The sequence below is a fragment of the Streptomyces sp. NBRC 110611 genome, from assembly GCF_001590865.1.
Classification (GTDB): Bacteria; Actinomycetota; Actinomycetes; order Streptomycetales; family Streptomycetaceae; genus Streptomyces.
Map to the genome: position 1 here is coordinate 1,115 of NZ_BBUY01000021.1, position 13,383 is coordinate 14,497.

At 66.3% G+C, this 13,383-nt stretch carries 11 protein-coding genes and 3 pseudogenes; 4 read left to right on the forward strand and 10 right to left on the reverse strand.

What is annotated here, in order from left to right; all coding sequences use genetic code 11:
- Nucleotides 1-50 precede the first annotated feature (50 nt).
- A complete protein-coding gene (locus AZE13_RS28750; RefSeq protein ID WP_066938339.1) occupies nt 51-236 on the reverse strand; it encodes a hypothetical protein in 186 nt (61 codons plus the stop codon).
- A 212-nt stretch (nt 237-448) separates the two neighbouring features.
- On the opposite strand from AZE13_RS28750, the pseudogene AZE13_RS39350 reads away from it, so the two are divergent.
- Both AZE13_RS39350 and AZE13_RS34620 read left to right on the forward strand, forming a co-directional pair.
- Nucleotides 449-916, forward strand: a pseudogene (locus tag AZE13_RS39350) (transposase family protein); the annotation flags it as partial.
- A 34-nt stretch (nt 917-950) separates the two neighbouring features.
- Complete coding sequence (locus AZE13_RS34620) at nt 951-1,889, forward strand: transposase (RefSeq protein ID WP_258528049.1); 939 nt, start codon at nt 951-953, stop codon at nt 1,887-1,889.
- A gap of 140 nt (nt 1,890-2,029) precedes the next feature.
- On the opposite strand, the gene istB is transcribed toward AZE13_RS34620, so the two are convergent.
- The 7 genes and pseudogenes from istB to AZE13_RS37190 form a co-directional block, all read right to left on the reverse strand.
- On the reverse strand, nt 2,030-2,821 hold the full coding sequence (gene istB, locus AZE13_RS28760) for an IS21-like element helper ATPase IstB (RefSeq protein ID WP_066938341.1): 792 nt from the start codon (nt 2,819-2,821) through the stop codon (nt 2,030-2,032).
- A pseudogene (locus AZE13_RS28765) lies at nt 2,821-3,967 on the reverse strand (Mu transposase domain-containing protein); the annotation flags it as partial. The gene istB and the pseudogene AZE13_RS28765, both read right to left, overlap by 1 nt.
- Nucleotides 3,968-4,085: 118 nt before the next feature.
- The gene (gene ltrA / locus AZE13_RS28770) at nt 4,086-5,390 is read right to left on the reverse strand and encodes a group II intron reverse transcriptase/maturase (protein ID WP_309302244.1); all 1,305 of its coding nucleotides are present in this window, start codon (nt 5,388-5,390) and stop codon (nt 4,086-4,088) included.
- Between the two features lie 624 nt (nt 5,391-6,014).
- On the reverse strand, nt 6,015-6,626 hold the full coding sequence (locus AZE13_RS28775; protein ID WP_066938343.1) for a hypothetical protein: 612 nt from the start codon (nt 6,624-6,626) through the stop codon (nt 6,015-6,017).
- The gene (locus tag AZE13_RS39355; RefSeq protein ID WP_398780252.1) at nt 6,619-6,993 is read right to left on the reverse strand and encodes a transposase; all 375 of its coding nucleotides are present in this window, start codon (nt 6,991-6,993) and stop codon (nt 6,619-6,621) included. Before AZE13_RS39355 ends, AZE13_RS28775 begins: the two co-directional genes overlap by 8 nt.
- An 18-nt stretch (nt 6,994-7,011) precedes the next feature.
- Entirely contained in the window at nt 7,012-7,362 is a 351-nt protein-coding gene (locus AZE13_RS28785) for an IS3 family transposase (RefSeq protein WP_066938349.1), read from the reverse strand.
- Nucleotides 7,359-7,511, reverse strand: coding sequence for a hypothetical protein (locus tag AZE13_RS37190; protein ID WP_181690485.1), 153 nt, complete (start codon nt 7,509-7,511; stop codon nt 7,359-7,361). Before AZE13_RS37190 ends, AZE13_RS28785 begins: the two co-directional genes overlap by 4 nt.
- A gap of 646 nt (nt 7,512-8,157) precedes the next feature.
- On the opposite strand from AZE13_RS37190, the gene AZE13_RS28790 reads away from it, so the two are divergent.
- Together AZE13_RS28790 and AZE13_RS28795 are read left to right on the forward strand one after the other, a co-directional pair.
- On the forward strand, nt 8,158-8,397 hold the full coding sequence (locus AZE13_RS28790) for a hypothetical protein (RefSeq protein ID WP_066938352.1): 240 nt from the start codon (nt 8,158-8,160) through the stop codon (nt 8,395-8,397).
- A 1,381-nt stretch (nt 8,398-9,778) separates the two neighbouring features.
- A complete protein-coding gene (locus AZE13_RS28795) occupies nt 9,779-10,039 on the forward strand; it encodes a hypothetical protein (protein WP_066938355.1) in 261 nt (86 codons plus the stop codon).
- 255 nt (nt 10,040-10,294) lie between these two features.
- Here AZE13_RS28795 and AZE13_RS28800 read toward each other — a convergent pair.
- Both AZE13_RS28800 and AZE13_RS28810 read right to left on the reverse strand, forming a co-directional pair.
- Nucleotides 10,295-11,458, reverse strand: a pseudogene (locus tag AZE13_RS28800) (IS3 family transposase).
- Nucleotides 11,459-12,302: 844 nt separating this feature from the next.
- Nucleotides 12,303-13,226, reverse strand: a complete 924-nt coding sequence (locus AZE13_RS28810) for a helix-turn-helix transcriptional regulator (protein ID WP_066938360.1) — start codon at nt 13,224-13,226, stop codon at nt 12,303-12,305.
- Nucleotides 13,227-13,383: the final 157 nt, after the last annotated feature.

Below are 13,383 nucleotides of genomic sequence, written 5' to 3' on the forward strand. Positions count from 1 at the left end.
ACGCACGGCCGCCGCACTGCTCATCTGGCTCCGCTCGCGAACAAGAACCCTTACGTCACCAGGTCGTTGCGTGTACGAGCGATCTTGTTAATCAGACGGCGGGCTTCCTCCGTCGGCGCATCGATGCCCTCCTCACCATGAGCAGCGGCGTCACTGCCTGAAGAAAACAGGGGCACCGGCGACACGTAGTCAACCACGCCTTGGTACGTGGTGACATCGATGGACCCGTCGAGCACTTGTCAACGGTCATTCTGGACTGGCTCTGTCGCGAGTTCCGTGATTCCCGAGATGTTGATCTTTGAGAGTCGTGATCATGCCGGGTGTCTGTCGCTGATCTTCTTGCTGCCCTGTTCCCGCACTTCGCCCGTCTGCACGTCGAGTTCGTGCGCGTCCTGGGCCGGACGGTCCAGATCCGGGCCCGGGGCGAGAGGTTTCGGCGTCCTGTCCGGGGTGCGGGCAGGACGCGTCGCGGGTGCACAGCCGGTATGAGCGCAAGGTCCCAGACACCGCGGTCGGGAACCAGCAGACCGTGCTCCACCTGCAGGTACGCCGGTTCTTCTGCGACTACGCCGGCTGCGAGAAGCGGACCTTCGCCGAGCAGATACCCGACCTGACCTTCCGCTACGGCCGTTGCACGGTGCTGTTGCGCACGGTCCGCGAGGCGATCGCCCTCGCACTTGGCGGCCGAGCCGGCGCCCGCCTCGCCGAAGTGCAGGCCATCGGGCTGGGCAAGGACGCGATGCTCCGGCTGATCCGTGCTCTGCCAGATCCCGCCGTCGGCGCGGTCCGCGTCCTCGGCGTGGACGATTTCGCCCTGCGCAAGGGCCACTGCTACGGAACGATCATGATCGATATGGAGAAGCACCGCCCCGTCGCTCTTCTGCCCGAACGGTCCACCGACGCCCTGGCCGACTGGCTCACCGGACACCCCGGAGCCGAGGTCATCTGCCGTGACCGGGCCAGCTGCTACGCCGACGGAGCCGACCGCGGCGCCGGGGAACGCCACCCAGGTCGCCGACCGCTACCACCTCTGGAAGAACCTCGCCGACGCCACCGAACGCCTGGTCAAACGCCTACGCTCCCAGTGGAACCCACCCCCGGCGAAGAAACCCGCCGCCACGCTCCCCGACCGGCCGGAGGGCGGACGTGCGCGCAAGGCCCGCGAACTTCATGCCGCCGTACACGCCCTCATGAACAAAGGAGTCAACCACACCGGCATCGTCCGCGAGCTCGGCAAGGACCCCAAGACCATCCGTAAGTACATGCGGGCCGCTGCCCCCGAAGAGCTGACCGGCGACACCCCGGGACGCCGCCGCGGCATCCTCGACGACCACACCGCCTATCTGCTTGCCCGCTTCTCCGAGGGCTGCACCAGCGCCGACCGCCTCCACCAGGAGCTCACCGAACGCGGCGTGAAGGTCAGCGAGCGCACCGTGAGGCGCTTCGTCCACACCCTCAAGAAGAACAACCCGCTCACCGCCAACCCGCCGGCCCCCACCGCCCGCGAGGTCACCACCGTCGTCCTGACCCACCCCGACCACCGCAGCGAGGACGACCGCACCACCCTCAAGGAACTCCGCGGCCACTGCCCCGATCTCGACGCCGCTCACACGCTCATCGGCCGGTTCGCCGAGATGCTCGTCCACCTCCAGGGCCGCGAGAAACTTGAGCAGTGGACCACGGACGCCGAGCTCAGCGCCCTGCCTGAACTGCGAGGATTCGCCACCGGCCTCCGCAAGGACTGGAACGCCGTCATGGCCGGCCTCAGCCTCCACTGGAACTCCGGCCCTGTCGAAGGACACGTCAACCGCCTAAAGATGATCAAGCGTCAGATGTATGGCCGGGCCAAACCTGACCTCCTCCGCAAGCGCGTGCTCCTCTGCACCTGAAGATCAACACGGAGAGCGATCACGGAACTCGCGACAGAGCCCTGGACTCCCCGGCGGCGGCCAGTAGTTCTCCCTGCTGGCGGTCGTGGAGGATTCCCCGCTCGCGGCCAAATAACGCCCCACTCACGGGTCGGTGTGGATCAGCTGAAGGTCTTCACCCCCTGTCCGCTGGTGGCCTGGGTGAGTCGATAGCTGTCACCCTGGGTGACAGCGATGTGAGCGTGGTGCATGAGCCGGTCGACGGTGGCGGTGGCCAGGGTCTTGGGCATGATCTCGTCGAAGCCGGAGGGGTGAAGGTTGCTGCTTACGGCGACCGAGCGTCGCTCGTAGGCGGCATCGACCAAGCGGTAGAAGCCTTCGGCTGCGTCCGGCGAGACGGGCAGGAGTCCGATGTCATCGACGGTGATCAGGTCGGAGCGGATGATCTTCGCGAGGGCTCGGGCGTTGGAGTCATCGGCTCGGTGGCGGCGGACCAGGGCTCCTAGGTCCTCGATGGTGAACCAGGTGACGGACAGGCCAGCTTCGACCGCAGTCTGGCCCAGGGCTTCGGTGAAGTGGGACTTGCCGGTGCCCGAGGGCCCGCAGATGCAGAAGTTCTCGCGTCGGCCAACCCATTCGAGGGTCTTGAGGGCGTCCTGAGTGGCTCTGGGAATGGAGGACTTGCCCTCTAGCCAGTCCCCGAAGGTCTTGCCGGTGGGAAAGCCGGCCCGCTTGCGGCGAGTGTGGAGGTTTGCTCGATCGCGTCCGGCGGCTTCCTCAGCCAGCAGAACCCTCACGACCTCGGCCGGATCCCATCTCTGAGCCTTGGCAGTCGGGATCAGATCAGCCAACGCTCGCCTGAGGTGAGGGAGCTTGAGACGCTTGGTCAGCTCGATCGCTTCCGCGAGCGGGTCGCCGCCGGAACCGGGAACGGTGCGAAGTGGGGTGGCCATCAGGCGAGATCGCTTTCGTCGTACTCGGCAGTGTCCGAGGTGGGGGTGGGAATGCCAAACGAAGCCCAGGCGGACGTGCCGGGCTGCAGCGAGTGGCCCTCGCCGCGGAGAATGGGAGCCGTGTGACCGCGTGTGGCCTGGTAGTCGAGGATGGACAGGAGGTCCTTGTCCGCGAACCGGCCGGTGACCGCGGCCGTTCCCAGAGCCCGGTCAACGTCAGCGACCGAGTAGAGCTTGGAGAGCCCAACGGCCTCGTTCATCTTCGTCTTGATGCGGCGAACACCAGTCGAACCCGCTTCCACTAGCCAGGACGCGGCGCCGAGCCCGAGCGCAAAAGGCGGCTTCCTCAGCCGAGGCAGCCTTGGGAGTGCGGTCAGCCTCCCTAACCCGCCGAGGCAGGTAGTGGCTGTCGTCCAGGACCCGATCACCCGGCCGCCCCCGCCGGTGACGAGCAATTTCCTTGGTCAGACCGTCCTCGTCAACGGCGGTGACGATCAGCTCGTCGCCGTGGAAGCGGGCCCAGACGCGCGTGTCGATCAACTCGTGCGGGACCGAGTATCGGACCGCCTCGACCGAGATGGTTGAGTCCCAGTTGACGCGCCTGGTGGTCCCGAACGACGCGGTGAAGGGCCGCCGCGGCAACGGGTGGAGACGCTGCAGTTCTTCCGCGAGCCGCTCGTCCGGGCGACGGCGAATCGCCCTGTGAACACGGGAGTTGACTTCATCGCAGAAGTCCCGGCAGGCCGCTTCGAGCTCGCCGAAGGTCTTGTAGTGGTCACGCAGGTTGACGTCCTTGGGGACCAGGTCCGCCTTCGCGATACGGACCGTTGCCTCCGAACCACCCTTGCTCTCCGGATCCGCAGGCAGGCAGGTGCGAATCGTGGTGCCGTAGTGCCGGGCGACTTCCACGATCTCCGGGTTGCGGACCGCGATCCCGGCAACATGATCGGTGGTGACGGTCTTCTCGTTGTCGGTCAGAACGTAGGCCAGCACCCCACCGAGCCGGCGAAACGTGGCGTCCAGGCACGACGTGATGGTCGGCAGCGTCTTGTCCCAGATCGGGATCACGATCCGGAAGCGGGACCAGGACAGCCAAGCACACCACAGAACTGTTCGGCGCCCCTGGATAGTTGGACCGTCGCCGAAGTAGGGTCGGCCCGAAGCACGGTACTGGCCTTTCGACCAGCCCGTTTCCTCAGGCCGCCCTCCGAACCGGACGTACCCGTTGGCCGAGCATCCGGCTCTCCACGAGCCCGAACGATAGCTATCCGGTGGCCGGTTGTGCCTTCTCACTCCACGGGTTCGGGATGCGTGTTCCCCGGTATCGGTAGCGAACGATCTCCACCTTCGCCGGGTTGAACAGCCGCACCCCGTCCTGCCACCAAGTCGCACCGACCTGATCGCCTTGATAGCGGCGCTTGAGCTGCTTCCAGGGAACTCGGCGGTGCTTTCGACGAATCCATAGCCAGACCCGATGCCACGTGTAGTAGCCCAGGTACTTCAGGCTCGCCTTGGCGGCCGAGTGCCGGAAGTAGTTCGTCCACCCCTTCATCAGCCAGTTCAGCTGGATGAGCAGTTCGTCGAGTGAGTGTCCGATGTTCCGTCTGCTGATCGCCTTGACCTTCCGCTTCACCGCCTGCATCGACGGCTTGCTCGGGTAGGTGTAGACGTACTGCTTGTCCGTCCCCCTCTTACGATACTGCTGGATGCGGAAGCTGAGGAAGTCGAACCCCTCGTCGATGTGAGCGATGCTGGTCTTGGCCTGCGACAGCCGCAGCCCCATCGCCTCCAGCACCGTCGCGACCTCGCTCTTAAGCTCCTCGGCGTGATGCCGCGAGCCATTGATCATGACCACGAAGTCGTCCGCGTACCGGATCAACTTGAAAGTTGCTCCGCCGCGGCGACGGTGCCAAGCTCTCGCCGATGTCGTGCGGCCGATCGTCTGCCAGAACCGGGCGAAGTGCTCGTCCAGGACCGACAGGGCGATGTTGGCCAGCAGCAGCGAGAGGATGCCGCCCTGGGGCGTTCCGATGCGAGTGTCCCTGGTGACCTGGCCCTCTGAGAGAATCCCGGCCTTCAAGAACGCCTTGATCAGACGCAACACCCGCTTGTATCCGACGCGTTGACGCACTCGGCCCATCAGGGCAGTGTGGTCAATCTCGTCGAAGCACGCCTCGATGTCACCCTCCAACACCCACTCATAGCCTCGGGTGGCGAAGTAGTGGATCTCGGCGATCGCGTCGTGCGCTCTCCGGTTCGGACGGAAGCCGTAGGAACACGGCTCGAAGTCCGCTTCGAAGATCGGCTCAAGAACGATCTTCAGAGCCGCCTGCACCACCCGGTCCGCGATGGTCGGGATGCCCAGCCGGCGCATCTTGCCGTTGCGCTTGGGGATGAGCCTTTCCCGGACCGGGACCGGTTGGAATTCACCGGATTTGAGTAATGCCCGAATCTCGTCGAGGTAGACCTCGACGCCCTGGCCGCCTTCGATCCTGCTGACGGTCCGGCCGTCGACACCGGCCGTTCGGGCACCCTTGTTGCCCCGTACCCGACCCCACGCTGCCAGCAGCGTCGCGGGATCGCAGACGAGATTGAACGATCATCGAATCGACGCGACCGGTCTTCGGCCGCCCATCGGTGCAGCTTGCGCTGGATCCTCAGTACCCGCCCCCAGACCGCATCCGGGTCCACGGGCGGTGCGGCGGTATTCACCACTGGCCTCCTGCCCTTCCAGTCCGCTTGCTGCGGACTCGCTGCCTTCCTTCGCCATGTGGACGGCTTTCCCGTCCTCGGACTACTACGAAGGCTCCGCCCCGCTCCACGGCCGTCAGCCGGCGGTGGGCCTGCCCCCAACCACGCTGGTGGCGTGGGCGGTTTGGCAGCCATGGAGCGGTTCCCATGTTCACTGTGTTTCGATCGGCGGGGGCGGCACCCAGCTTTCTCCCGGCAGCCTCGCCACGGTTACGCCGCAGACCTTCACCGTGGCCTCCGGCACCGGCCAATACATCCGGCGCCGGAGTCGTCGACATGTACGACACCAGTCGACGCGTACTGCATCCCGGCCTATATCCACCAAGTTGGGGCCGGTGGGCTTCCTTTCGAGAGGTCAACCACTGGTTTCACTCGCGTTGTACCTATCCCCCTCGCTTGCCGGACCCAAGCCGTCTGGTAGTTCCGGCCCGTCCCGTCGTTGTCAGGGCTGCTTCCCGCCCTCCCCGGCACCTCCCGGCACCTCCCGGTTCAGGCTGCCCTCAGCTTCAAGTCCCCTGCTGCGACAGGGCGACTGAGAAGGTCTTGCACCTCCTTCGAAACACAGCGCCACATGGCGCACGTACTGCTGCACCCAGGCTTGCCGCAGCACCCGGACCTGGGGAAGCAGCCGCAGGTGGGGCGGGGCATCGTCGCGGAAGAGTTCGCTCATCAGGTGTATGCCGTCCTCTCCCACCTGCAGGACGTAGGCGGACAGCGCCTCCTTGGTCCGCGGCAGGCGCTCGTAGCGGACCGGACGGCCGTAGCGTTTTCCCCAGTCGGGCATGACCACCGCTGCCAGCCACTCGTCGCCAGCCACGGCGAGTTCCTCCAGCGCCGCCCGCAGCGTCTCGCCCACCAGCTCGACGCGATTCAGGCGGCGGACTGCGGCGAGCACGTGGGTGGAATCCGTCCGCACCCGGCCCCGGCGCCCCACGAGCCCGGCCTCGGCCAGGCGCTCGACCATCAGCGCCAGGAGCCTGTCCGCCCGGTCGTCCTGAGCCAACCGGTCGCGGAACTCGCTGAGCACCGAATAGTCGAAGCCGGGATCATCCAACTCCAGCCCCAGGCAGTAATTTCCAGTCCAGCCGGCAGCGGACCGTCTCGGCAGCCTGACGGTCGCTGAGGTTCTCCGCGTACTGAAGCACCGACACCAGGGCCAGCCGGGCCGGCGAGATCCCTCGGCGTCCATTCACGGGAAACCAGTCGGCGAAATCACCATCCGCGAAAAGACCGTCCAGCCGGTCCCGCACCCACATCGCCGCCGTGCCACGCAGGTCGCTCGCCCGAGCCATCCGAGCCGTCAGCGACGGGATAACCCGCCCGGACCCCGAGCCCATAGACATCGAACCACCCCTCCCACGAGCCGAACCTCCAGACCAGCACAGCAGACGCCGCCCCAACTGCCCGGAAGACCGCTCCATCACCCCCGCAGGTGAAGATCACCAACAGCATCCGAAATGTTGATCAGAGCCACTTGCCATGGCCGCCGTCACGCCGACGATGCGGTACTTGCGCATCACGCGGGCCGCCTTCTTTTCATTGATGCGCATGCCGTGGGCGTCGCGGAGTTCGGCGGTGGTGCGCGGGGCGCCGTAGGTGCCGTCCGAGTCCGCGTGCACGGCCCGGATCCTCATCGCCGGGGCCTGGTCGTCCCGCTCGCGCCGGGCACGGGCGTCGCGGGATGCGCGCCACTTGTAGTAGCTGGAGTGGACGACGTCTAGTACCTGGCAGAGCCGCTTGACCGGGAAGGTCTCGCGCTGGTCCTCGATGAACTGGAAGCGGCTCGTCACCAGGTCATCTCGAAGCGGAACTTCGTCGCCTTCCTGAGAATGTCGCGTTCCTGGGCGAGCGTCGCGTTCTCCTTGCGCACCTGCTTCAGCTCCGTGTGCAGGGCCGCTATCTCAGCCTTGAGCTCTTCCTCCCGGCTCGGCTCGCTCACCGCGGTCGGCTCCTTGATCGTGCTCGTGGTGGTGCTGTGCTCGCCGTGGTGGGCCCGTGTCCAGGCCAGCAGCGTGCCCCCGGATCCCTAGATCCTTGGCCACCCCGGCCAGGGTGAGATCCAGATCGGACAAGTACAGCGTGACGGCGTCCACCTTGAACTCCGGCGAATAAAACTTCATCACCATAAGGGACATCTCTTCCTCGGCCCGGGTCAGGGCCCGATCGAGGTGTCCACCACCCAGGGGGAAGTGCCCACTACCAACAGTTCAACCGCGACCACGCACGCCTACGAGCACCCGCGAACGCGCCTTCGCCAGACTCAAGCAGTGGAAGATCTTCCACAAGGCACGCTGCAGCACCAACCGCATCAGGCAGGTGCGTCGCTGCCGTCCACACCCTCCTGATCTGCGAAAATGGAGGATGAAAGAGACTCACTGATCGCCCGAACTCTCCTGCGGCGACACCGAAACCATTCCTGGACAGCGGACACTCATTGCTCACATCCGGAGAGACACCCTTTCTAACACCAAACCCGCACATCGCAGACCCACGTAGCGGCACCGTCGACCCCGTTCGGATTCGTGCCGAGTGGGGATTTGTGTATTCTTGAGCTACTCCAGCCCTCTCCCCGCTATCGTGCTCTCATGACCGCCTACGAAGCCCTCGCCGTTGACTTGCTCCGCCGCACCGAAAGCTCGATTGACGCGATTGCTGGCCTCGCCGTGGACACGGGAATCACGTTCACGGTCGATGACATCGTGCAGCGAGTTGAAGACGAGCTTCCCGAGGGCTATCCGGAGTGTACGGCCGGCGCTATGTCCCGGCGGGACGTGGTCGCGGAAATGGCGCGGGATCTGCTGTCGAGCGCGGGAAACCAGGAGTAACGCAGCACCCGTGCTACCGAGGGAGAGGACCCATCTTGGAACGGACAAACGGCATTCGGGCCATCACAGCAGCCTGCTTCGCTGTGGTCGGCGCAGTGCTCTTTCTCATCCCCTTCTACCACTGACCAGTCAGTGAGATGCCCCGTTCGGCTGCGTGCCGGGCAGGCTTAGAAACACGCAATGACCAACCTGCACGAACTAACCGCCTGGCACGCTGCCCACACGACCACGCTGCTTCTGATCGTGCGAATTCGTCCGAACCGAAGGGAGGGCGGAGATGGAGCAGAACACTGAGGTAGTAGCGCGCGAGTCCACCGCAGAGGTCATGTCCGTAGCCGACCCGCAATCCGGCCAGATCCGACTCCTGTCCGACCGCTGTAGGAGCTGCATCCTCAACCCAGCTGAATACCGCCTCCCCATCCCACCAGACCGCCTCCGCGAATTCCTCACCAGGGTACGCGAGGCCAATGGACACGTGGTGTGCCACCGTACCCTGCCCGACTGGGCACCTACCGGCGTGAAGCCAGCGATGTGCCGTGGCTTCATCGATACCTACGGGCTACCCCACGCCGTACGCGCGGCCCTGGCCATGGGTGCAGGTCACCTCGCAGAGCAGCACGACTTCCCCTGACCACACACAACCGGCAAGCGCGAGTCCAGCCAGGGAGCCATTTTCAGGCTCTCCTGCTGCATGTGTGGGTGGTTTGAGCTGGGGTGATGCTGCACCGCTACACAGCTGGTTCGGAGAGGTGACTATCGTCCGAGATGCCTGTCATGCGTCGCATGTACTGTTTGGGCAGGTAGGTTGGAAACAGCGCGCCCCGGCTGCCGACGCTCCCCGTGCTCGGTGTCCGGGGCCGCGCCGTGCACGGGGACCGACGCCCGACACCATCTGGGCCGAGTACCTCTCCCCCGACCATGACCGTCAGGGGCTCCAGGTCACGTTCGACGGTGGTGGGGATCCGGTGCACCCCCTGGTCCATCGAGGTGGAGCTTCCACACCGCAGTGAACACGCCATCGGTGCGACGCTGCACGTCGCCGAGACCGTTGCACATGTTGCCGGGTATGTGACCAGGGCCAGCAGCCACCATGCGGCACTCTCGGCGGTGAGCGGATACCCGGCACGGCACAGAGGCCGCGTGAGGCGGGCGAACGGGCGCAACAGGACCGGCGGTCGCGACGGATTCAGCATCATGCGCCCATCCTGGCAGTGCTCGCCCCATGGCGGATCCGTGCAGATACTCAACAGACCCGGCCAGCGCCAAGTGCTGAACAGCTCCGTCTCCTTTGCCGTCAGCGGCCTGACGAGCCAGGTCAGCCGGGAAGCAGTTCCCCTTGGGGTTTGCTTTGTACGGCAGCGCGCGGCTGCCCGGAGTGTCCATGACCCACGGCTACCGTGACGACGCACGGCACACGTGGCTTCAATCGGCGAACAGTTCGGCGGCCGTCACCGGAGGCGGCACGGTCACTGAGTACGGGCCGCGTGACCTGTGGGCCGAGGTAGTCGCCATCTACACGGAGTACGTAGCACACGGACGCCCGGCCGTCACCGACATGGAACTCAACGCGGACCACGAAAGCCAACACCAGATGTGGCTGCGCGCCCCGGACAACGTGATCTCCCCAGCTCAGAAACCGTAGTAGCCCAAGACGTATGCGGCTCCATCGGCTGGTGGTGCCGACGGCAGTAGGTCACCAGCTGCCTCTGGACCACCCGGATGCGATCGAGCGGACCAGCCGGAACCATGGCGATGGGCTGGAGGCCGCACCTACTCCCTACGCGATGGCGGCTGGGCGACGCTATTGCGTCAGGCCACGCAAGCGTTGAGCGCAGGACCCCAGCGCAGCCACTGCGAGCTGAAAGGGGTCTGGTGCAGGTCTGGGTGACAGGTTCGGTCACGCGGCCTGGAGGGCCGGTGTGGTCATGACGGCCTCGAACTCGACGGGTGTCAGCCGGCCGAGAGCGGCTTGTCTGCAGCGCCGGTGGTAGGTCCTCTCGATCCGGGACACGATCACGATCCGCAGTTCTTCACGGGTGGCCCAGGGTCCGGCGATCGAGGACGTTCTTCTGCAGCAGGCTGAAGAAGGATTCCATGGCCGCGTTGTCGCCGGCCGCCCCGACTCTTCCTATTGATCCGGCCATCCGGTGGTGGTCGAGGGCTCGGACGAACTTCCGGGACCGGAACTGTGATCCGCGATCGCTGTGCAGGATGCACCCGTCGACGTGTTCACGCCGGGCCACGGCGTTGTCCAGGGCGGCTACGGCGAGGCGGGACTTCATCCGCGTATCGATGGAGTAGCCCACGATCCTGTTGCTGAAGACATCCTTGATCGCGCAGAGGTACAGCTTGCCTTGGCCAGTGGCGTGTTCGGTGATGTCGGCGAGCCACAGCCGGTTCGGGCCGGTCGCGGTGAAGTTGCGGTTCACGAGATCGTCGTGCACCGGCGGGCCGGCCTTCTTGCCCCGGCCAGGCTTCTTCCCGAATACACTCCACCAGCGGTTGTCCCGACAGATCCGCCACGCGGTGCGCTCGGCCATGCCGGCCCCGGCACCACGCGCTTCATCGGCCATGAACCTGTAGCCGAACTCCGGGTCGTCGCGGTGGGCGTCGAACAGCGCGTTCGCGCGATATGCCTCCTCCAGCACGGCGTCGGCAACCGGGTTGCCCAGCCAACGGTAGTAGGGCTGTCTGGCGAGCTTGAGCACCCGGCACGTCACCGTGACGGGCACCCCGTCCACGGCCAGCTCATTCACGAGCGGGTAGATCCTTTTCCCGTCAGATGCGCCTGCGACAGATAGGCTGCAACCCGGCGCAGGACCTCGTTCTCCTGCTCCAGCAGCTTGATCCGCCGACGTGCTTCCCGCAGTTCCGCGCTCTCCTGGCTGGTCACCCCGGGCTTGGTCCCGTCGTCGATATCCGCCCGGCGCATCCACTTCCACAACGTCATCGGGTGGACCCCGAAGTCGGTGGCCACCTGCTCCACCGTGACACCCGGGCCGCGGTTCCTCGCGACCCGCACGACGTCTTGGCGGAACTCTTCCGGATAAGGCTTGGGCACAGCGACATCCTTTCCACCCGCCCCACAGGGCAAGCCAGTTCAGATGTCACCCGATCGTGCAGCAGACCCCGGCGTTCCATCTCTCGGGCGCGTCGCTCGCGGCCTCGTTCGGTGGTCTGGACGGCGGTGGCTTCTTCCTGAAGTTGGGAGGCGTGGTCGCCTTGGGGTGGCGGGTGCCGTCGATCCAGCGGAGCACGGTGCGGGGGGGGGAGAGACGCCGTAGGCGGCGGCCATGGCCTTGGTGGAGCCGTGGTACTTGCGGCTGCGGACCTGGGCGGCCTGGGTCGTGGTGCGGGAGGGGGCTTTGCGGGAGGCGAAGAGTGCTTCTTTGATACGGGTGAGCAGTCCGCGTCCGGCGAAGGGGTTGCGCACGGCCATCAGACGTTGTCTCCCTCGTCATCGGCTTCGCCGGGTTCCGGGTGTTCGTCGGGGTCGTCGAGTCGGCGCCGTCGGTGGTGTGCTGGGTGGTGAGCCGGGAGGGTTGCTCCTTGCGGTCCATCATGTCGGTGACGGCCTGAATGGGGAGGGAGGCTTCATGTTTGGAGCTGCCGGGTGCGATGCCGAGGCGGAGGACGCCGGCGACCGGTTTGCCGTTCTGGGCGGTGTGAGCAGTTCGAGGGGGCTGGGGCGCAGAGGGCTCAGCCAGCGCCGGCCTTGCTGCGGTTTGGCCTGGCGGTCACCGTGACCGGGGATCGCTCGTCGCCCAAGTCGTGGGCAGAGTCCTTTCGTTCCTGGGTCGGCCAGCCGGAGGCGCCGTCTGGTCCCGGTCCTTCCCTTGACGAGATTTCGCGACAGCAGCGGTGGGGCGCGAGGTCTGCCGGTGTTCCGTAACGGCAATCCCGGCTCAGGGGGCGCAGCCACTGTGGCCGAGAGCTCCTCGAGGGCCGGCGGGCGTCTGATGGTCTGCGTGCTGCCCGTGCGAGGTCTCGGGCTGCCGTATCCACGCGGCCAGTAGCCCCAGCGCCTCTTCGGAGCTGGAGCCTGCCTCGGCGGTGTAGACACTCAGCCGCTGGTCGGGGTCGGCGGGCAGGGTGAGGGACTCGTAATGGAGGGTGAGCGGGCCGGCGATCGGGTGGTGGAAGTGTTTGCTGCCATGGGTGTGCCGATACACGTTCTGGTCGGCCCACCAGCGGCGGAAGTCCTCATCCGTGATCGAGAGTTCGCCGACGAGTTCGGCCAGCAGTGGATCGCGGGGATGGCGTCCGGCGTCGCGCCGGAGCGAGGCGACGATGTCCTGGGCGTGGGTTTCCCAGTGGGTATACAGCGAGCGGGCGGTCTCGTCGCAGAACATGAACCGCACCAGGTTCCGCTCGCGGGGCGGCAGCGCGTCGAAGTCGGTGAGCAGCGCACGTGCCATCCGGTTGGACGCAAGGACGTCCAGTCGCCGCCCCAGCACAAGGGCGGGGGTGTGCTCGAGGATCCGGAGCAGGTCGCGCAGCCCGGGGCGGACCGGCTGCGGACGCGTCGCCGTGCGACGGGACCTGCCTGCGGCGGGCCTGGCGAGCTGGAACAGATGGGTGCGTTCGACGGGATCGAGGCGCAGCGCGCGGGAGATGGCGTCCAGCACGTTCTCGGAGACGTTCAGCCGGCGTCCGCGTTCCAGGCGTACGTAGTAGTCGACGCTCACGCCCGCCAGTTGCGCGATCTCTTCGCGGCGCAGTCCCGGCACTCGCCGGGGGCCGCCGTCGTCGGACAGGCCCGCCTGGCGCGGGGTGATCCGTGCCCGCCGGGAGCGGAGGAACTCACCGAGAGCTGTGTTGCGATCCATGCCGTTCACGATAGGGCCCACGATCGCCCCGACGGCCCGCGAAAGGGGGACTGGCAGTCCCCCGGTCCGGCCGTCCCCGGGGCGAAGCGGACCCCCCGGAAGGCGATCAGCAGCCGATTCCGGTGCTGAAGTGGAACGTGTCGAGACCGACCGGGGC

Excerpts from the sequence above, each read along its gene's own strand:
- istB (WP_066938341.1), bottom strand. The coding sequence starts at position 2,821 with ATGGCCACCCCACTTCGCACCGTTCCCGGTTCCGGCGGCGACCCGCTC.
- AZE13_RS28810 (WP_066938360.1), bottom strand. The coding sequence starts at position 13,226 with ATGGATCGCAACACAGCTCTCGGTGAGTTCCTCCGCTCCCGGCGGGCA.
- AZE13_RS28795 (WP_066938355.1), top strand. The coding sequence starts at position 9,779 with ATGACCCACGGCTACCGTGACGACGCACGGCACACGTGGCTTCAATCG.
- AZE13_RS28790 (WP_066938352.1), top strand. The coding sequence starts at position 8,158 with ATGACCGCCTACGAAGCCCTCGCCGTTGACTTGCTCCGCCGCACCGAA.
- AZE13_RS39355 (WP_398780252.1), bottom strand. The coding sequence starts at position 6,993 with ATGGAGCGGTCTTCCGGGCAGTTGGGGCGGCGTCTGCTGTGCTGGTCT.